General features: G+C 52.8%; 18 protein-coding genes. 9 read left to right on the top strand and 9 right to left on the bottom strand.

What is annotated here, in order from left to right:
- Positions 1-88 precede the first annotated feature (88 nt).
- Positions 89-310 (top strand): DUF2093 domain-containing protein, encoded by a 222-nt coding sequence (locus tag AC3CB2_RS00885; protein ID WP_014284299.1) that lies wholly within the window; start codon positions 89-91, stop codon positions 308-310.
- Here the strand turns inward: AC3CB2_RS00885 and lpxK are convergent.
- From lpxK to AC3CB2_RS00855, 6 genes are read right to left on the bottom strand one after another with little or no spacing between them, the layout of a single operon-like run.
- Positions 307-1,320, bottom strand: a complete 1,014-nt coding sequence (gene lpxK, locus AC3CB2_RS00880) for a tetraacyldisaccharide 4'-kinase (RefSeq protein WP_352931488.1) — start codon at positions 1,318-1,320, stop codon at positions 307-309. The genes AC3CB2_RS00885 and lpxK overlap by 4 nt on opposite strands.
- A gap of 3 nt (positions 1,321-1,323) precedes the next feature.
- Entirely contained in the window at positions 1,324-2,613 is a 1,290-nt protein-coding gene (locus tag AC3CB2_RS00875) for a 3-deoxy-D-manno-octulosonic acid transferase (protein WP_352931490.1), read from the bottom strand.
- Between the two features lie 21 nt (positions 2,614-2,634).
- Positions 2,635-3,333 carry a lysophospholipid acyltransferase family protein gene (locus tag AC3CB2_RS00870; protein ID WP_352931492.1) on the bottom strand — a complete coding sequence of 233 codons (699 nt, stop codon included), beginning with the start codon at positions 3,331-3,333 and terminating at the stop codon, positions 2,635-2,637.
- Positions 3,334-3,381: 48 nt separating this feature from the next.
- Positions 3,382-3,624, bottom strand: a complete 243-nt coding sequence (locus AC3CB2_RS00865; protein WP_008550012.1) for a DUF4170 domain-containing protein — start codon at positions 3,622-3,624, stop codon at positions 3,382-3,384.
- A gap of 49 nt (positions 3,625-3,673) precedes the next feature.
- Complete coding sequence (locus AC3CB2_RS00860) at positions 3,674-4,468, bottom strand: 3'(2'),5'-bisphosphate nucleotidase CysQ (protein WP_352931494.1); 795 nt, start codon at positions 4,466-4,468, stop codon at positions 3,674-3,676.
- On the bottom strand, positions 4,455-5,798 hold the full coding sequence (locus AC3CB2_RS00855; protein ID WP_083417059.1) for a TldD/PmbA family protein: 1,344 nt from the start codon (positions 5,796-5,798) through the stop codon (positions 4,455-4,457). The genes AC3CB2_RS00860 and AC3CB2_RS00855 overlap by 14 nt, the downstream gene beginning before the upstream one ends.
- A 317-nt stretch (positions 5,799-6,115) precedes the next feature.
- On the opposite strand from AC3CB2_RS00855, the gene AC3CB2_RS00850 reads away from it, so the two are divergent.
- Positions 6,116-6,724, top strand: a complete 609-nt coding sequence (locus AC3CB2_RS00850) for a DUF6101 family protein (protein ID WP_352931496.1) — start codon at positions 6,116-6,118, stop codon at positions 6,722-6,724.
- Here AC3CB2_RS00850 and ubiA read toward each other — a convergent pair.
- Positions 6,721-7,665: a 4-hydroxybenzoate octaprenyltransferase gene (ubiA, locus tag AC3CB2_RS00845; RefSeq protein ID WP_352931498.1), complete on the bottom strand. Its 945-nt coding sequence runs from the start codon at positions 7,663-7,665 to the stop codon at positions 6,721-6,723. The two genes, AC3CB2_RS00850 and ubiA, sit on opposite strands and share 4 nt — an antisense overlap.
- A 71-nt stretch (positions 7,666-7,736) precedes the next feature.
- Positions 7,737-8,225 (bottom strand): hypothetical protein, encoded by a 489-nt coding sequence (locus AC3CB2_RS00840; RefSeq protein WP_014284291.1) that lies wholly within the window; start codon positions 8,223-8,225, stop codon positions 7,737-7,739.
- A gap of 123 nt (positions 8,226-8,348) precedes the next feature.
- On the opposite strand from AC3CB2_RS00840, the gene purD reads away from it, so the two are divergent.
- Positions 8,349-9,629 (top strand): phosphoribosylamine--glycine ligase, encoded by a 1,281-nt coding sequence (gene purD, locus AC3CB2_RS00835; protein ID WP_352931500.1) that lies wholly within the window; start codon positions 8,349-8,351, stop codon positions 9,627-9,629.
- Between the two features lie 319 nt (positions 9,630-9,948).
- Here purD and AC3CB2_RS00830 read toward each other — a convergent pair whose 3' ends face one another.
- Entirely contained in the window at positions 9,949-10,713 is a 765-nt protein-coding gene (locus tag AC3CB2_RS00830) for a helix-turn-helix transcriptional regulator (protein WP_008549802.1), read from the bottom strand.
- Positions 10,714-10,926: 213 nt separating this feature from the next.
- On the opposite strand from AC3CB2_RS00830, the gene AC3CB2_RS00825 reads away from it, so the two are divergent.
- The 6 genes from AC3CB2_RS00825 to AC3CB2_RS00800 all read left to right on the top strand — a co-directional run bounded on the left by AC3CB2_RS00825 (position 10,927) and on the right by AC3CB2_RS00800 (position 17,968).
- Positions 10,927-11,772: a patatin-like phospholipase family protein gene (locus tag AC3CB2_RS00825; RefSeq protein ID WP_352931502.1), complete on the top strand. Its 846-nt coding sequence runs from the start codon at positions 10,927-10,929 to the stop codon at positions 11,770-11,772.
- Positions 11,773-11,811: 39 nt separating this feature from the next.
- The gene (fdhD, locus tag AC3CB2_RS00820) at positions 11,812-12,555 is read left to right on the top strand and encodes a formate dehydrogenase accessory sulfurtransferase FdhD (RefSeq protein WP_352931785.1); all 744 of its coding nucleotides are present in this window, start codon (positions 11,812-11,814) and stop codon (positions 12,553-12,555) included.
- Between the two features lie 45 nt (positions 12,556-12,600).
- A complete protein-coding gene (locus AC3CB2_RS00815; protein ID WP_352931504.1) occupies positions 12,601-14,895 on the top strand; it encodes an FdhF/YdeP family oxidoreductase in 2,295 nt (764 codons plus the stop codon).
- A gap of 245 nt (positions 14,896-15,140) precedes the next feature.
- Positions 15,141-15,533: a DUF302 domain-containing protein gene (locus tag AC3CB2_RS00810; RefSeq protein WP_352931506.1), complete on the top strand. Its 393-nt coding sequence runs from the start codon at positions 15,141-15,143 to the stop codon at positions 15,531-15,533.
- Positions 15,534-16,103: 570 nt separating this feature from the next.
- The gene (locus tag AC3CB2_RS00805; RefSeq protein WP_352931508.1) at positions 16,104-17,033 is read left to right on the top strand and encodes a LysR family transcriptional regulator; all 930 of its coding nucleotides are present in this window, start codon (positions 16,104-16,106) and stop codon (positions 17,031-17,033) included.
- A 491-nt stretch (positions 17,034-17,524) separates the two neighbouring features.
- Positions 17,525-17,968, top strand: coding sequence for a VOC family protein (locus AC3CB2_RS00800; protein ID WP_352931510.1), 444 nt, complete (start codon positions 17,525-17,527; stop codon positions 17,966-17,968).
- Positions 17,969-18,244: the final 276 nt, after the last annotated feature.

Genomic DNA, 18,244 nt, shown 5'->3' with positions numbered 1-18,244 from the left:
CGTCTCTATTTTTCGGAGATACGCGGTAGCCTTTTTAGAATTTGAGCGGTAAGAAGAGAGAAATGAAACAATTCCGGATGCAGAAATAATGAACCGTTTTGAACAACCGCGCATTCCAACAGAAGCACGTATCCGCTACATGGATGGTGATTATCAGGTGAAAGCACCGGGTAACTTTGTGAAGTGTGCGATCACTGGCAAAACGATCATGCTTGAAGAGCTCAAGTACTGGAGTGTTTCCCGTCAAGAAGCCTATGTGGATGCAGATGCTGCCCTGCAGGCTTATGAAAGCAATGATCTGAAGGCTTAAACCTTCGTTGATCCAAGCACTGGTTTCAGGCGCTCGAGCAGGGCGTCTGGATCTTCAATCTTCATCTCCACTTCCAAAACGCTTGCAACATTTGCAAGCCGCGCAATGGATTGCTCTTCGCGGCCATCCAAACGCACATAGTCCTTGGTTGTGGTGATCGGCAGCAGATCCTGTGCTTCTGCCACGCGCAAAATCAGGCGCGCGTCTTCCTTTGTAAAGTAGTGATGGTCCGGGAAGGACATGGTCTCAACGACCTCAGCTCCCGCTTCCTTCAAGCTGGCAAAGAGTTTCTCAGGCCGGCCAATACCTGCAAAAGCCAGTACCCGCTCCCCTTCCAGTGCATCCGCAGAGACGGGACGGATAGCAGCGCGCATCAGGTCGATACCGGCTTGCTGGGCGGCTTCCTGTTGCAGCTTGCTCTTATCCCCCTCACCCACAACCATCAACAGGCTGACGCGTCCCAGTTGCTTCTTAAATGGCATTCTGAGCGGGCCAGCTGGAATACATCTGGCATTACCGATACCGGTTTTGGCATCCAGCAGCACGATGGAGAAGTCTTTGTGCAGGGACGGGTTCTGAAAGCCATCATCCATGATGATGACGGAGATGTCTTGCTGTTCCAGAAGCTTCGCACCCGCAGCGCGATCTGCTGAGATTACCGTTGGACCACGACGAGCTAACAAGAGGGCTTCGTCTCCAACTTCAGCAGCTGCATAATTGGAAGCCTCAACTAGCAGCGGGCCTTTGTTGGTGCCGCCGTAACCACGCAGGAGAAAACCTGGAGTATGGCCCGCTTCTCGCAGCAGTGCATTCAACGCCAGAGCAAAAGGTGTTTTGCCCGTTCCGCCAGCTGTAAAGTTGCCGATGCAGATCACTGGCTGCTTGGCTTTGTAACGCGGATTGTACCTGAAGCGGCGTGCTGCCAAGAAGCCATAGAGCGCACCTAGTGGGCTCAAGAGTTTTGCTTGCCACGTTCCATTTGACGTCCACCAGAAATCGGGAGCGTTCATAGCTTAAGCCTCCCCTATTTCTGTTGGTTTCACCGGAAGATACTGTTGCAGCTCAAGCTGTGTTGCAGCGAGCGCACCGCGTCCGGATTCTACCAGAGCTTTCGCCTTTTCAGCACGCTGCTGAACCTCTTCAGGCTTATGAAGCAAATCTTCGACCTGTGCGGCCAACTCGCTTGCATTGTGCACCAGAAGCACGCCCTCTTCTTTAGAGAAGTGGCGATAGATCCAAGCAAAATTCTGAGTGTGAACACCAGAGAGGATCGCACAGCCGATTTGAGCTGGTTCAAGTAGATTGTGTCCACCGATTGGAGCGAAAGAGCCGCCCATGAAGACAATTGGAGCTACGCGGTAGAACAGACCCAACTCACCAAGCGTATCCGCGATATAGATGTCTGTTGCGTTGGTGATAGCCTCACCTCTTGAGCGCTGTGTGCACACGAGGCCCATTTGCTCCAGCTCATCCCGGATTTCTTTGGCCCGGACCGGATGGCGAGGAACAATGATTGTGAGCAGGCGATCAAACTTCTGCTTCAGCTCCAGATGAGCCTTACCAATTTCCGCTTCTTCCTCTGGGTGTGTACTGGCTGCGAGCCATCTTGGACGACCTTCGAGCTGATCTTTGAAGTCAGCGAGTTCGACCGGGTCACATTCCGGAATGTTGCCATCAAACTTGATGTTGCCTGTCGCCTTTACTCGGATGGCACCAAGCTGTTTAAAGCGGGCGCCGTCATCATCAGACTGCGCGAGCACACAATCTACAGTGCCAAAAACGGAGTGCGCGAAGGATGGAACACGGTTCCAATTGGCAAAGGACCCCTCTGACATGCGTCCGTTGACGATGATCAGCGGAATTTGGCGCTTTTCCAACTCATGGAAGGTCGCAGGCCAGATCTCAGATTCAACAGTGATGGCCAGGCACGGTGCCCAGTGGTTTAGGAACCGTTTGATGTTGCCGCGGGTATCATAGGGGACGAACTGGTGGATCACGCCTTCTGGGGCCGATGCCTCTACCACTTGCGCAGATGTCAGCGTTGCAGTTGTGAGCAGGACATGCGACCCGCCATCAACCACTTGCTTGGCCAGTGGCAAAACGGCATTGGCTTCGCCAACGCTGGCCGCGTGGATCCAGATAAGGTTTCCAGCTGGACGATCCTTTGAGGCAACGCCGAAGCGTTCACCTTTGCGGTTCTGATCTTCTTTGCCCTGTCGGGCGCGCAGCTTGTACAAGCCAACGAGCAGAGGCGCGGCCAGACGACCGAGACCTTGATAGACTCTGAAGATCACTGAACTCATGGGCCCCAGTTCTGCCAGTAATTATTTTTTGCCTGATTTGGCGATTGCGTAAGCTTTGTCAGTCGTCTCGTTCATTCTGGTTTCCAGAAGCTGACGAATTTCCTCAAGCTGTTCATCGCTTGCATCAGCCGGAACCTGAATAGGCTCGCCAAAGCATAGCGCAATATGGCTGAACGGCAAATTGATGGAAGCCTTATCCCAAGTATCAAGGTCATAATGACGGCTTGTCGCGATTGCAACTGGCAGGAGTGGCCGACCAGAATGTTTGGCCAGCTGGACGATGCCCTTACCTGCTTTACGAGAAGGACCTTTTGGCACGTCCGCCGTCATAGCGACGTTGCCACCTTCTTTCAGCGCACGCAGAGCTTCGATAAAGCCGCGCATGCCGCCACGTTTACTGATCTGGCTGGCGCGTTGCGCACCAGCGGCCCGGATGAGACCGAGCCCCAGTTTTGATGCGCAAATCGCCTGCATTTCGCCATCAGCACTTCGGGAAATCATCACCCGCACATCCCAGTCTTTTGGGCGCGCAAAGGGCATCATGAAATGCTGACCGTGCCACATGGACACAACGTATGGAACAGTGTCCTCGTGATCCTCGTAGAAGTTCGGAGGATCGAGAGTGAACTTACTGCTCTTGCGCACGAAGAGCAGATAATACGCCATGGCATAGCCCACCAGCTTCATCACAAGCGGGTGTTTGCCGAGTTTTTTCAACATTTCACAGGCCCATTTGGTTTCGGGCGGAATTCCCGGGAGGCGCAGTACTTACTTGGTTTCTGCGCCCGGATCAAGCAGACGGTGCATGTGTACAATGAAGTAACGCATCAGGGCGTTATCTACAGTGCTTTGCGCCTTTGCTTTCCACGCTGCGTGTGCTTCAGCGTAGTTCGGGTAGATTCCTACAATGTCCAGATCCTTAAGATCTTTAAAGCGAACATTGCTGATATCTTCTAATTCGCCACCAAACACGAGGTGAAGTAGCTGTTGGTTTTCTTCTTGAGCACTCATGGTGTTCGCTCACCTTCTCCACAAACAGTCCGACCGAATACCGTAAGGATTAATCCTCTACGGATATTCCCTGAAGCCTTTTAAACAATTTGGCAGAAGATGCCACTAGTCCGGGGTGATTTGTTCTAGTTTTATTGTAGTAGAGCGTTGATCCAGACAAGTCTACTAACTGCCCACCAGCCTCGCTTATGATTAAATCCGCTGCGGCAAGGTCCCAATCACGGGCTCTGGCGCGGGCCAAACCGGCATCCAATTTCCCACAGGCGACCAGTGCAAAACGGTAGGCAAGTGAGCCCAGATAAGGGCTAAAACGAATCTGCTCGCTTTTTACGCCTTCCTTTTCAAGGAAGCTGACCGGTCCGGCAATATAGGATCCGGTGACAGATGGACGGTTGGAAACACGGATCTTTTCCTGATTGAGGTAACTGCCACCGCTACTGACTGCGGTGTAAAGCTCATCGCGAACCGGACAATAGATGACGCCGACGGTGGGGCGGCCATTTTTGACCACGGCCAGAGACAGGCACCATTCATCGCGACCATTGAGGAACGCGCGAGTTCCGTCGATCGGATCAACGATAAAGACGGTTTCGTGATCCTTGCGGGCTAGATCGTCTTCAGTTTCTTCCGAAAGCCAGCCGTAATTCGGGCGTGCTTCGCGCAGTTTGGAAGCCAAGAACTGGTCAACTTCGATATCTGCGACAGATACCGGCGAGTCGCCTTCTTTGGTCCAGTTTTTTGGTGAGTTTCCAAAATAAGAAAGGGCGATCTTGCCGCCCTGCAGAGCTGCTGTGACCAGCAGCTCCAGATCTTCCTGCAGGCTATTTGTATTAGCTTCCGGCAATCGTCAGTCCTTCGATAACCACTGTTGGCGTTGCCACTGCATATCGCTCGTCCAGATCAGATGCCGGTGTGAGGTTCAGGAACATATCCTTCAGGTTTCCTGCAATGGTGATCTCGCTCACTGGGTAGGCGATTTCGCCGTTTTCGACCCAGTAACCGGAGGCACCGCGGGAATAGTCGCCTGTTACACCGTTTGCACCGTGACCGATCAAGTCTGTCACCAGCAAACCTTCGCCGATATCTCTTAAGATTTCTTCCGGTGTTTTCTCGCCAGCCTGTAAGGTCAGGTTGGTTGCACCCGGAGATGTGCTTGAACCGGAGCGGCGTGCACGACCGTTGGAGGTCAGGCCGAGCTCACGGGCTGCATAGCCATCCAGGAACCAATGACCGAGAATACCGTCCTCAATCATGTTGAGATACTCAGCGCCGGTGCCTTCTGCATCAAACGGAGCGGTTCCGCCACCGCGGGCCTTAAACGGGTCATCGGAGATGGTGATGCCTTTGCCGAACACCTGCTGGCCCATCTTATCCTTCAGGAAGCTGGTACCGCGGGCAATGGATGCGCCGTTGATTGCGCCAGCAAAGTGACCAAGCAAGGAGCGTGCGGTGCGTGGTTCGTAAACCACTGGTGCTTTGCGGGTTTCCAGCTGGCGTGGATTGAGGCGGCGAACTGTCCGCTCGCCTGCGATGCGGCCAACTTCTTCCGCAGACATCAGGTCATCCCAGTAAGTACGGGAATCGAATTCGTAGTCGCGCTCCATGCCAGTACCCTCGCCCGCGATAGCTGTCATGGAGAAACCGGAGCGGGAGCGTTGGTAGGCGCCGACAAAGCCGTGGCTTGTGGCTAGCACTATGCCGGAGAGGCCCCAACTTGCGCCAGCACCACCGGATTTAGATACGCCCTCTACAGCGAGCGCTGCGGCTTCCGCATCCAGAGCAGTTTTGGTCAGCTCATCCGGGCTCACTTCACGTGGGTCGATCAGGTCCAGCTGCGGGATTTCTTTCAGGAGGCGCTCAGGTTCGGCAAGGCCAGCATATGGGTCTTCCGGAGTGACTTTTGCCATTTCCACTGCGCGAGCAGCGAGTTCGGCTGGGTCATCACTGGCGTTGGAAGAGATGCTGGCGACCTGTTTGCCAACAAAGACGCGAAGTGTCACGTCGTTGCCTTCTGCGCGGTCGGTGTTTTCAACCTTACCTTCGCGCACGGAGACAGACAGTGACATGCCCGTAACTGCGATTGCGTCTGCTGCATCGGCTCCAGCTGCTTTTGCAGCTTCCACCAAGCTGACTGCCTGTTCTTCAAGTTTTGAATTGGCAATTGCGTCAGACATTCGCGCGGACCTCCTGTTGTCTTGCTCTTCGTGTTTAGGGCGTGCCTGACATAAGAGCAAGCACACCTGCCAAGAATCGCGGGGCTGTACGCAGAAATTGCGGGGTTCTGCCTGCAGTTCCCTGCCCTACCGATAAACCCACCTAAAGATAGTTAGAATTTTACCAAGTTCGGAAGAGATTCGCTAAGCCTCTTTAAAATCAGAGTTTTTTAACCATTCGAGTTAAGAAGTTACGCAGATTCTACCCTGTAATTTTCCTCTAGTTTGAAAAGAAGATGAATTGAAACCTCCACACCTGTGGAGGGAGGGGCAGTTCCGTGATCAACTACAAATCGCAGTTTTTGGGTCTTGCGAGCAACGACAACCACATTAATCGTGTGCGTGTCTCGCTGCCGTTTCGTATGCAAGCGGACCTGCCAGATGATCTTCTTGAAACACCGGGTGTTAACAGATCCGATATTCGCATTGATCCGGACAAGGTGCTGATCCGCCGGGAGATGGGGGGCTTGCCTCTTACCCTGTCGGTTCCGCTCGGCTCTTACTCAGGCATTGCAGCCAAGGTGACGGTCAACGAGATCACTGATGATCTTGAGTATCAGGTGGTTCTGCTGCACCGGGACCATGCGCTGAGCATTCCGCTTCTGACCGGCACTGATATGGAACTGACAGCGGATTGCTGGGAAGCGTGGTCGGATGCTTTGGCGCTGCCGTTGTTGACCATCGACAGTGATGGCACGTCCAAACTTGCGCGCCTTGGACTAAACACCTGTTCCAAAGGGGAGCCGCTGCCACGCAGAAAACTGCGTGCGCTCACAGGACGTCGCCCGCGGTTTCTTGTGGGACGTGAGACTGGTAAGCCGACGAAGCTGCAGAAGGTTTTTGCAAGCTCTCGCCGCTTTACATCCCTGCGTCGCCGGAACTCTTAGATGTAATAGGCGGCCAGACCGTCCAGCACCAATCCGATAAACAGGATCAGACCGAAGGTGGAGTTGGACTTGAACAGCTCAAGGCACTGATCCCCGTCGTCGATGTCCAGCACACGGATCTGGTTGAACAGGTGGAAGGCTCCAAGAGCCAGCCCTGCAAACGCTAGTGGACCGCTGCCAGCCAGAACGAATGCACCTGCAAACAGAACCACAGTGGCTCCGTAGAGAATGACCAGAGCCTGACGGGTTTTCTCACCAAACAGACGTGCCGTTGAACGCACTCCGACCAGAGCGTCGTCTTCTTTGTCCTGATGCGCGTAGATGGTGTCGTAACCGATGGTCCAGACAATACCGCCGCAATAAAGTAGCACGGGTGCCAGTGACAAGCTGCCGAAGACCGCTGCCCAGCCCATCAGAGCACCCCATGAAAATGCAAGGCCCAGCACAAACTGTGGCCAGTCGGTGATGCGTTTCATAAATGGGTAGGCCGCCACAATGGCAAGGGACGACATGCCCAAAATGATAGTGAAGGTGTTGAACTGCAGAAGAACAATGAGCCCCGCCAGAGCCTGCAGGATCATGAAGATCTTGGCTTGCCTGCTGGTGACCTGACCGGACGGGATGGGACGGGAGCGTGTGCGCTCTACCTTGTCATCGATGTCCTTATCGACAATGTCATTATATGTACAGCCAGCACCGCGCATTGCCACTGCGCCGATGAACATCAAGATGGCATACCAGATGTTTGGAATCGGTGCGCCAGCTGCATTTGAAGCCAGAGCCAAAGACCACAGGCATGGCCACATGAGCAGGTACCAGCCGATCGGGCGTTCCCATCTTGCAAGGCGGGCAAACGGGCGAAGACCCGCAGGCAGGCGAGTATCAACCCAATGACGCTTTATCGCATCAGCAACTGGTCCAGTGTCTTTGGTATTGAACATTGCCACCTCACCGTCATGACCGGAGCTTCTCCGCATCTCATCAGGATGACACGGCACACTCCAAGTTCGCTTTAAAAGCTAAGAGGGAATTCCTCTTCGTAGTGAATGGTCTTTTCCAACAGATCGACACTTTGCGTCAAGAAGCCAAATTCTTCGAAGAACCGTTTTCTGGTCTTTCCCTGAGGCTTCTTGAGCGAAACCTCCATTTTAACGACAGACTTTTGTGCCAGATCGTCTTCCAGCTCATGCAATATGGAGGGCAACAGCCGCTCTATTCCCTCAATCGGGGCCAGAGCAATCTGCTCAATGAACCCGACCTTGCCACCTGCCCGCACGCTATAGCGATAGCTGACGAGCACAAATCCGAGGCTTTTTCCTGTGCTTCTGATCAACCAGGCCTGCCCTGCACTTGGGTCCACCAGCAGGCGGCGGGCGGTTTCTTCCAGCGAGAGAACTGGCTCTGAGAGCGTGTCCTGCTCTCCCCATTTTGCCAGCAGCTCGAAGAACTCATTCATAAACAGCGGTGTAACCAGCAGCAATTCGACTGATGGACGAGGCATTTTTGGGTCTCTCCGGAGCTGTTGTTCGTTTACTGACAGCGTTACTCATGCTACACGCTGCATCACAATCTAGACGCACAACTCGGGAACCTGTTCCCTTCTTAATTTCAGGGTCTACCTCTCATGAATATTCTGCTGATCGGTTCTGGCGGGCGTGAACATGCGCTGGCATGGTCTTTGGCAAAATCTCCTGTGCTCAATGAACTGTTTGTTGCTCCGGGCAACGCAGGCATCGAACAGTTTGCCAAATGTATTGCACTGGACCTGACTGATCACCGTAGTGTCATCGAGTTCTGCCGTTTGCATGACATCAACTTTGTCGTGATTGGCCCGGAAGCACCATTGGTTGATGGCCTTTCCGACAGCCTGACCCATGCTGGTCTGCGCGTGTTTGGTCCCTCTTCTGCCGCTGCGCAGCTGGAAGGCTCCAAGGGCTTTACTAAAGACATGTGTGCCCGCGCGAATGTGCCAACCGCTGCTTATGGCCGCTTTGACAACGCAGATGCTGCCAAGACCTACATTCGTGAGCAAGGCGCTCCGATTGTTGTGAAGGCAGATGGCCTTGCTGCTGGTAAGGGCGTGATCATCGCCATGAACGAGCAGGAAGCAATGGACGCAGTCGACAGCTGCTTTGATGGTGCATTTGGCGATGCAGGTGCAGAGGTTGTTGTTGAAGAGTTTCTTGAGGGTGAAGAAGCCAGCTTCTTCGTTCTGTCTGACGGTGTGAATGCGCTGCCACTGGCCACTGCGCAGGACCATAAACGTGCGTTTGATGGTGATGAAGGCCCGAACACTGGTGGTATGGGTGCTTACTCCCCTGCCCCTGTGATGACCGAAGAGATGATGGACCGGGTGATGAAAGAGATCATCCATCCAACCATCGCTGATATGAAGGCGCAGGGCTGCCCGTTCAAAGGCGTGCTTTATGCTGGCCTGATGATCACCAAGGATGGTCCGAAGCTGATTGAATACAACGTTCGCTTTGGTGACCCTGAGTGTCAGGTGCTGATGATGCGCCTGAAGACCGACCTGCTGCCAATTCTGCTTGGGTGTGCGGAAGGTACTTTGGATCTGGTTGATGCGGAATGGCATAGTGATCCTGCGATCACTGTTGTTATGGCCTCCAAAGGCTACCCAGGTTCCTATGAGAAGCTGACTGAGATCAAAGGTCTGGTGGAAGCTGCGGCTGACCCAGACGTGGAGATCTTCCACGCAGGCACCGTGGTTGCTGATGAGAAACTGCTGTCCAATGGTGGCCGTGTTCTGAACATCACCGCACGGGCGGCGACCGTTTCTCAAGCACGGGCGAAAGCTTATGCTGCGATTGAAAAGATCGACTGGCCGGAAGGGTTCTACCGCAAAGACATTGGCTGGCGCGCTGTTGAACGTGAGCAGCAGGGCTGATCCGGTTCAGCTTTGACCTATAAGTTTTGAAGAGAGCGGCTGCAGGGCCGCTCTTTTTTGTTTTTGGCATGGGTCTGGCCAAAAAAAATCCTCCGAAGCTGGCTTCGGAGGAGTTGTATTTATCTACACTATTCGGCCGGGCCACGACAGCCTGTGCCCAGACCAACAGATCAAATTGATAAACTACCACAAACAACTGCACGAGGCGAAAAAGTGCCATGCAGGAGCTAAAGTGCAACCTCTAGCAAATGTGAGTATGCATAAATGCACAACTCATAACAATGGGGGATTTTCCCTGATGCCTTAAAGTTGCATAGGCCTAAGGTGAAAGCAACTGAAAGGTCATTGCTCGAGCCACAGCGTGCGTACGGTTGGTCACTCTAAGCTTTTTGCAGGCCCGTTTTATGTGGTGTTCTACAGTTTTCTCAGAGAGATTCAGGATATGGGCGATTTCTTTATTTGCCCTCCCCGCCGTCAACCACAGCAGGCATTCATGCTCCCGCGGCGTGAAACCAAAAAACTCGCTTAGGGTTTCGGGTTCTTGCGCATAGGTATGGAAAAGGTGCACCGCACCCTTCAGAACCGGATAGTTGGAGGTCATCTGTGCATCGAAGCCCAGCTGGGTGCGTTCGCATGAGGCAAAGCTGGCCCCACCGACCAAATGCTTGTTGGAACACTCCAGAGGGATCGTAACCCCAAACTTCAGCCCAGCGGAGCGAACATCATTGAAGAAGTCGCTATCCACCTTGCTCGTTGGCCGAACGGTATAGTCCGTCCAGAGCTGATCGACCTTCCTGCCGCTGAGCAAGTGGTCCATACCCGGGTCTTTGAAATAGTAGTGATGAGAGTTGTAGTGCTCGACCCAGTCCTGCGAATGGTTGGACAGGCAGATTGGCTGGCGATCCTCAACACGGCCTTCAATCTTGGGCACGATGATGTAGGCGCCTTTTTCAAAACCGAGCTTTTCAGCAAATCGGGTGAGCTCTTCCCAGCGCGCTTGCAGAGATGAACAGTTCCATAGCTCTTGAGAAAACTGCAGGAGATTTCGGTCAAAGCCCGCCGGATAGCCCATGGAATAGTTCATCGTAACACCGCAAGATTGGAGCCCCGCTACACATCAGCCAGTCGAGCCTTACTCAACTGCCGCCAAATAAAATGATATGTTTGCCCCAACGCCCATCTATTGTTTATCTATGTTCGTCGCGGTGATTATCACTGTATTCTTCTCGGTTTTCAATTGGAAAGCTGAGGGGAACACCTATATTTTTATTATAGATATCAAAGGAACAGGCTATCAATGAGTACTCCCAAGATCGGCGTTGCCCTTGGTGGCGGAGGCGCCCGCGGTCTCTCCCATATTCCTGTTTTGCAAGCTCTTGATGATATGGGCCTCACCCCTCATGCCATTACGGGCACTTCTATCGGTGCATTGATTGGCGCCGGATATGCTGGTGGGATGAGCGGTGACCAGCTTGAGGAGTACACGCTGGAGACACTTGGCGAGTGGAAGAAGGTGCTGGGCAAGCTGGTAGAAGTGAGCATGCCCAAACGATTTGCCGACCTGATTGGCGGCAAGTCCAGTTTTGGCCAGTTCGATTCCAAGCGTGTTCTGGAAGTCTTTGTCGGAGATGTTCTGAAGCAGGACTTTTCTGAGCTTTCCATCCCATTTCAAGCCATTGCTGCAGATTACTACAAGGCAGAGGAAGTGCGCTTTGCGGAAGGTAACCTAGTAGACGCGGTTTCTGCCAGTATCGCCATTCCATTTGTCTTCAAGCCTGTACACCTGAACAACACGGTGCTGATTGATGGTGGGGTGGTGAACCCCCTGCCCTTTGACGTGCTGCCCAGCGATTGTGACATCGTGATCGCCGTGGATGTGGTTGGTACACCGAAGAAGGATGAGAAGCGCGCTGTGCCCAGCGCGACTGAAAGTGTGTTTGGTGCCACCCAGATCCTGATGCAGACCATTTCTCAGGAAAAATTGAGAATACGGGCACCGGACCTTTCCATATTCCCGAATATCAAGCAATATCAGGTACTTGATTTCTTAAAAGCGCGGGAAATTCTGGAAGATAGCGCTGGGTTAAGGAATAGTGTGAAGGTTGAGCTTGACCAGAAGATCGAGAACTACCTAATCTCCTGATAAGAAGAATAGAAAGAAGTGGAGTCTGGGTTGTCTATTGTGGACCCTGAGTGGCAAACACCTATCAATGACGGCAGAAAGCTACCTCCTGAAGTTCCGGTCGCGGTCACGCTGAACGGAGAGGGCTTTGCTGTGTTCATGGCCACGCCCAGAGATCTTGAAGACTTCGCCGTAGGATTTGCGATCAGTGAGTCCATCGTCTCCGGTATCAAGGATGTGCAATCCATTGCCTTGCATGAACATGGCGAGGAAGGCATCAGCGTCAATCTGGAAATTGAAGACGAGCAGTTCTTCACCGCTGTGAAACGCAAACGCCTGCTGACCGGGACGTCCGGCTGTGGGCTGTGTGGTCTTGATAGCATTCGCGCGGCATTGCGTGCGCTTACTCCCCTTTCTCCGCAGCCAGCTCCCAAAACAGAGAGCATCAGCGCCATGTTTGAGGCGATGCAGTCCAAGCAGACGCTCAACGACATTTACGGTGGCGGCTTGCATGCAGCTGCCGTGTGCTGTGGTGAGGACATTCTGGCTGTACGTGAGGACATTGGTCGCCATAACGCTATGGACAAGGCGCTTGGAGCCGGAGCGCGCAGTGGTGAGCCGGTCGATCTTGTCATCACCACCAGCCGGTGTAGCTCTGATCTGGTGCAGAAGGCTGTCAGCGCCCGTGTGGGCACGCTTGCCGTTATGGCCACGCCTAGCGATCTGGCCGTTAAGCTGGCACGAGAGAATTGTTTAAATCTGTTTAGTTGCAACCGTGGATACAGCTTCACACGCTACAGCTAGCGACTCATCAAGTTCGTGGGCGTTTAAGAGCCTGAGGAGTCCGGCGTGTCCGACAATATTATTGCAAAGAAATCAACAGCTCCCGCTGGTGGCTGGGGTGCCGTGTGGAGCTGTGGTCAGGCTCTGTTGCAAAACACGTCGCTCACTTCGGGAATCAAAACAGTCTTAAAAACCAACCAGCCTGACGGGTTTATTGGCCCCGGTGTGGCGTGGGTGGACCCGGAAAAAACAACTTCCATCGAATTTTGTGAGAACGGTGTGAAGGCCGTGGCCGCGGAAATGACCGAGAAGCGGATCACTGAGTCGTTCTTTCAAGAGTACACCGTCTCCGAGTTACAGACGTTTTCTGACTTCGATCTTGAGGATCAGGGCCGCCTGACCTGCCCTTTGCGCTACAACAGGATTACGGACCGCTATAACGAGATCACCTGGGCTGAGGCTTTCAAGGAGATTGGCGCTGAACTGCGGGCAATTAAAGATCGCAAGGAGGTTGTGTTTTACACCTCCGGGCACGCCAGCAATGAAGCGGCTTTCCTCTACCAGCTGTTTGGCCGCATTTACGGCACCAGCAACTTCCCTTCCAGCTCCAACATGTGCCACGAGGCCAGTGGTATTGCACTGGAGGAAGCGATTGGGTGCGGGTTGGCGACGGTTCGGCTGGAAGACTTCGCCAAGGCGGATGCGATCTTTGTGTTTGGCCATAACCCGGGCGCGACGGATCCACGTATGCTGCCTGTTCTTCGCGATGCGACCAAGCGGGGGGCGCAGGTTGTGTCCTTCAATCCGCTGCGCGAGCGTGGGCTGGAGCGGTATGCGGACCCGAAGAACCAGCTGGAGATGGTGCGTTTTGGCTCTCGCCCCGTCGCCAGCCACTTCTTCACGCCCAAGCTGGGCGGCGACATGGCTGCTGTGCGCGGTATGGTGAAGGCCATTCTGGCGTGGGATAACGAGCGTATCCTCACCCATAGCATCATCGACCGTGTGTTTATTGAAGAGAACTGCGGTGGGTTTGAGAGCTATGAGAAAGCGCTGGAGCTGACACCGTGGAAAGAGATTGAGGATCAATCTGGTCTGACCCGCGATGAAATCGAGAAGGCTGCGCTGCTCTATGTGCAGGCGGATCGTCCGATTATTACGTGGGGCACTGGCATCAGCCAACACAAGCACTCTGTGGCGACCATTCGCGAGATCATGAACCTGTTGTTCATTCGCGGTAATGTTGGCAAGCCGGGCGCAGGTGCCTGCCCGATGCCGGGGCATGCGAACACGCAAGGCATCCGGCGGATGGGCATTACCTCTGACCCATCCGAGGAGTTTTTGCTGGCTCTGCAGGATGTGTTTGAGTTTGAGCCGGAAATGCACGCGGGCGTGGACTCGGTTGAAGCCATCAAGATGATGAATGAAGGCAAGCTGCGGGTGTTCATGAGCCTTGGCGGCAACTTCACCCGCTCTGCCCCAGATACAGGCCTGACAGAAGAAGCCATTCGCAAGTGTCGCCTGACCATTAACATTGCGACCAAGCTGAACCGGAGCCATCTGATGACTGGCTCCCTCTCCTACATTCTGCCGAGCCTTGGGCGCACGGAGTATGATGAGCAACGGTCTGGCGATCAGATTGTGACCGTGGAAGACTCGCTCTCAAAGATCCATAGCTCCGCCGGAGTTAATCCACCTGCCTCTGATCTCTTAATGTCCGAGCCTGCCATCATTGCCGGGCTTGCCAGAGCGACCATTGGCAACAAGGTGGTGAACTGGACGCATTTCATTGAGAACTACGACCGTATTCGCGAGAAGATTGAAGAGGTGCTGCCGGAGTTTGCCGGGTTCAACAGTCAAGTTCGGACACCAGGCGGCTTTTATCTGGCCAACCCGATTGCCGACCGTCGGTGGGCGACGAAATCCGGTAAGGCTGAGTTTTCCGGTTACTCCCTTCCGCTGGCTACCGCTGCTCAGCTGACCTCCAAGGCGCCGAAGCTTACCTTCACATTGCAGAGCATGCGTTCCAACGATCAGTTCAACACCACCATTTACTCGCTGAATGACCGTTACCGCGGCATTTCTGGCGGGCGTAAAGTGGTGTTTATGAACCCGATCGACATGCGCCGTGCTGGTGTTTCCAGAGGCGAAAAGGTTGATATTGGCACTGTTAGCGAAGATGGCCGCAACCGCCGTGCCCTGGATTTTCAGGTGGTGCCCTACGACATCCCTGAGGGCTGCATTGCCTCTTATTTCCCAGAGGTGAACGTGCTCGTTCCAGTGTACTCCACGGGCGACCAATCCAACACTCCCACAAGCAAGGCTATTCCGGTGACGCTGTCGAAATCTCGTCGGCGGGGGTGATTGTGTTGTTTTGAGAGAAGCACGATCATGTGAAAATAATTTATATGTAGTCAGAATATTTCTGTAGTTAAATAAATATGCTCCAGTAAGGGAAAGTCTCCATTTCTTCAGCTTGGAGCTTATGTTGGGCTTCTGTTGCATTTAACTTCATGTCCCCCAAGTCGAATTAGTTTCACAAGAAGGATGATGCTTTGCGTAGTTTGTTTCTGGCTTCAGCTCTAATACTTGGAAGTTTGTATCCCGCCATGGCTCAAGATATTATCAAGGTCAACACCAATAAGGCAGTGCAAGAAGCTATAGATGCACTGGAGGCTACTGCTCAAAAGGCAGGGGCAACAATATTTGCTCGTGTTGATCATGCAGCGGGAGCCGAAAAAGTTGGCATGTCTATTCCAGCGAACCAGTTGCTGATTTTCGGTAATCCGGCTCTTGGCACACCTGCGATGGAAATCGATCCGCGGGCAGGTCTGTTCCTGCCACTCAAAGTGCAGGTCTATGAGGATTCCGAAGGGCAAGTCTGGTTGGCTTATGAAGATCCGAAAGAAACAATGAAGGATCTGGATAATGTCGATAAATCCCCAGTAATCGAGAAAATGCGCGGTGTTTTGGCGAAGCTAACCTCCAAAGCTGCCAAATAATCGAGACTTCACGTCAAAAACTTCAGTCTATTCCAGGGTCTGTAGAATGACCCTGGATATGTAAAGACCAGAAAGACTGATATCTTTACTTTCCTAAAGTCATTCAAGCACCGCAATATTCCGTAGGATTGAACTGCCTCTTACTTCCCACGGATAAGTTGGCACGTACTGGCGTCCCTCACCAGAGACCAATCCAGCACGCCAACAGCGCACACAATAGGTGCCTGATCTGCTATATTCTCGTAGAGTGCACCAGTATCCCATGACGATTTAGTGCCAGGCACCCAACTTAACCATTCTTGCATTGCAGAGATGGGTTGATTTGGTGTCAGCTTGTTGCATTAAAGCTCCCACCAATGCGGCGTTTCATTGCAATTTTCTGGAAGCCCAACGTCGCGACGAAGGTCGTTGCGTTCAGGAGGTAACGGCTGGACAGGCTCTCGCAACTGACCAACAGCAAATTTTCTCATGATGCGGTAGATTGACTGAAGAATGAACATGTCGTCATATGCCCATGTAAACAGCAATCATGGAAATGAAACATATTTAAAAGTACTATGAAGGATTTTCATGATAATTCCAGCTAATGCGGTACCTCCTCTCCAATGCCTTCGTGCTTTTCTAGCAGTCGCCCAGCTTGGAAACTTCACCCGCGCGGCCGAAGCTTTGGGGCTTACTCAAACAGCCGTTAGTCATCAGATATCACAGTTGGAAACCCATATTGGCGCCCCGGTCTTTGTTCGCAATCGGCCAAACGTACAGCTTACTACCCTCGGACAAAAACTTCTTCCTAAGGTAGAAACCGGATTGGGCGATATTTGGGATGCATTCAAAGAGGCACAGAACTCCGATAAAACACAGAGTATCGTGATTTCAGTCTCACCCGAATTTGGCACGCAATGGTTGGCACCTCGACTTGAAAGATTCTTCAATTTGTTTCCGTCGATCAGCTTGAACATGATCCTTGAGTATCGACGGGCTGACCTCAACTCGGGGAAAGTCGATGCCGCGGTATGGCTTGGAGCAGGTGATAAAGCTTTATCCGCAACTAAACTCGGTGTTGAAGAAGAGTTTGCTGTCTGTTCACCAGAACTGGCTCAAGAATTGCCTAATCAGAATGCAATGTCCGTCGCACCATTGCTTCAATATGCTGGAGCTCGGCACACTGTTCTCGATTGGGAGCGCTGGTTTCAGCAACTATACGGTGTCTCACTCGCTGAGGAAGGGATCCGCCGCAAAATTGAATATGGTCCGGTATTTGATGCATTTCCTGATATGCTAGCTGCCTGCCAGCGAAGCGAAGGTTTTGCGCTTGTTCGCTCGTCGCTGGTCGCAGATGCGCTTTCCTCCGGACAACTTAAGCGCTGCTTCATTGAGACCGTAACCTCAGATCTACACTACCATATCGTTACACTACCCAAAGCCCGACGCAGACCTGAAGTTGAGCAGTTTTGCCAGTGGATTATAGCTGAAGCAGCTTTAGGGACAGATGTACATTAAGTTGCGTTGGACAACACGGCCACTTAGAAAACACTATGCTCCGACAGATGGCCGTAATGAAACTCAAGCTATCCTTCCCGGCCAGTATCCAGGCAAGCATTGGCAACAGCTTGCCTGAGCAGATCAAACCTATCTGTCGACAGCTGTGAATGAAATTTTGCTTCCCCACTTGATGCTGCCAATTTTGGTGAATTCGATGAGTTTGTACATGTAGGGATGACGGTAGTGCCGTCCTAATCATGCTCCATCCTCTCCCTGGCCAATGCATAAGCCACGGAAAGGTTAGCGCCTTATGATCCACCGCGTTCGCGCAGAATTACACTTTCCAGCCATCACGATATCTCAAAGGACTACGTTACCTCCTTTTACTCAAGGAGTGCGTTTCAGTTCCAATGACACTCTCAAAACTCCGAGGTCAAAAGAGGAGATGTTGACATGTGGTATTATGTCCATAAAGTATAGTAGCTATATTTATGTTATGGAGAGTCGTTATGTTGTTCAATTCATTGCAGGGTAAAGGCGCTGTTGTGCGTCGGTTTGCTCTGGGTTTTGTTGCCTCAATTGCGTTTGCAAGCGCTGTTTCGGCGGAGCCGTTTCAGGAGGTGACTGTTGGGGTGCCGGTGCCTTCACTGGCGGAAGCAGAGGCGTGGTACGCCAAGTTTCTTGGCCCTGACACTGAGGTGCTCAGACCTGTTCCCGGTATTGTGGAGTTCAAGGTAGCGCCGGGGGTTTGGTTCCAAGTCTTTGAGGTAGATGACACGCAGCCAAGCGGCGCTATCGTCCGTTTTATGGTGGAGGATATGGCAGCGAGCCAAAACGCGCGCACGGCGCTAAAAATCGACACGGGAGAAGCCGTGGAGATACCTGAGGTCGTGACATACTCCGAGTTCGCCGACCCATTCGGAAACGCTTTGGGGCTCTATCAAATGCCTTAATGCAACGGCCGAGCAGTCTTAGGGCTATCGGCTTTTACCACTCAGCACGCTGGCTGGATCTGAAGTCAGCGTGCTTGGCTAACTTGCACTAAGTAAAACGCCAATAGTTTACTATGAAAATTCGCAATTATGGCTGAGAGTACGTTTCGTCCTTCGCTAGGCATCTGATTCCAGTGATAGGCGGTTCTGTTCCTTCTAGGCACAGCTAAAGAGGCAGAGCTTGTTACGCGGACATGCTCACTTCTATATCCGCATGGTTGCGGCTCGTTATTTGGG

It is taken from the genome of Pseudovibrio sp. SCP20, assembly GCF_057774105.1.
This window is presented reverse-complemented; position numbering and strand designations above follow the sequence as displayed.

What these genes read in the sequence shown, in the direction of transcription:
- AC3CB2_RS00885 (WP_014284299.1), top strand. Translation starts at nt 89, where the DNA reads ATGAACCGTTTTGAACAACCGCGCATTCCAACAGAAGCACGTATCCGC.
- lpxK (WP_352931488.1), bottom strand. Translation starts at nt 1,320, where the DNA reads ATGAACGCTCCCGATTTCTGGTGGACGTCAAATGGAACGTGGCAAGCA.
- AC3CB2_RS00875 (WP_352931490.1), bottom strand. Translation starts at nt 2,613, where the DNA reads ATGAGTTCAGTGATCTTCAGAGTCTATCAAGGTCTCGGTCGTCTGGCC.
- AC3CB2_RS00870 (WP_352931492.1), bottom strand. Translation starts at nt 3,333, where the DNA reads ATGTTGAAAAAACTCGGCAAACACCCGCTTGTGATGAAGCTGGTGGGC.
- AC3CB2_RS00865 (WP_008550012.1), bottom strand. Translation starts at nt 3,624, where the DNA reads ATGAGTGCTCAAGAAGAAAACCAACAGCTACTTCACCTCGTGTTTGGT.
- AC3CB2_RS00855 (WP_083417059.1), bottom strand. Translation starts at nt 5,798, where the DNA reads ATGTCTGACGCAATTGCCAATTCAAAACTTGAAGAACAGGCAGTCAGC.
- ubiA (WP_352931498.1), bottom strand. Translation starts at nt 7,665, where the DNA reads ATGTTCAATACCAAAGACACTGGACCAGTTGCTGATGCGATAAAGCGT.
- AC3CB2_RS00840 (WP_014284291.1), bottom strand. Translation starts at nt 8,225, where the DNA reads ATGCCTCGTCCATCAGTCGAATTGCTGCTGGTTACACCGCTGTTTATG.
- purD (WP_352931500.1), top strand. Translation starts at nt 8,349, where the DNA reads ATGAATATTCTGCTGATCGGTTCTGGCGGGCGTGAACATGCGCTGGCA.
- AC3CB2_RS00830 (WP_008549802.1), bottom strand. Translation starts at nt 10,713, where the DNA reads ATGAACTATTCCATGGGCTATCCGGCGGGCTTTGACCGAAATCTCCTG.
- AC3CB2_RS00825 (WP_352931502.1), top strand. Translation starts at nt 10,927, where the DNA reads ATGAGTACTCCCAAGATCGGCGTTGCCCTTGGTGGCGGAGGCGCCCGC.
- AC3CB2_RS00810 (WP_352931506.1), top strand. Translation starts at nt 15,141, where the DNA reads ATGGCTCAAGATATTATCAAGGTCAACACCAATAAGGCAGTGCAAGAA.
- AC3CB2_RS00805 (WP_352931508.1), top strand. Translation starts at nt 16,104, where the DNA reads ATGATAATTCCAGCTAATGCGGTACCTCCTCTCCAATGCCTTCGTGCT.
- AC3CB2_RS00800 (WP_352931510.1), top strand. Translation starts at nt 17,525, where the DNA reads ATGTTGTTCAATTCATTGCAGGGTAAAGGCGCTGTTGTGCGTCGGTTT.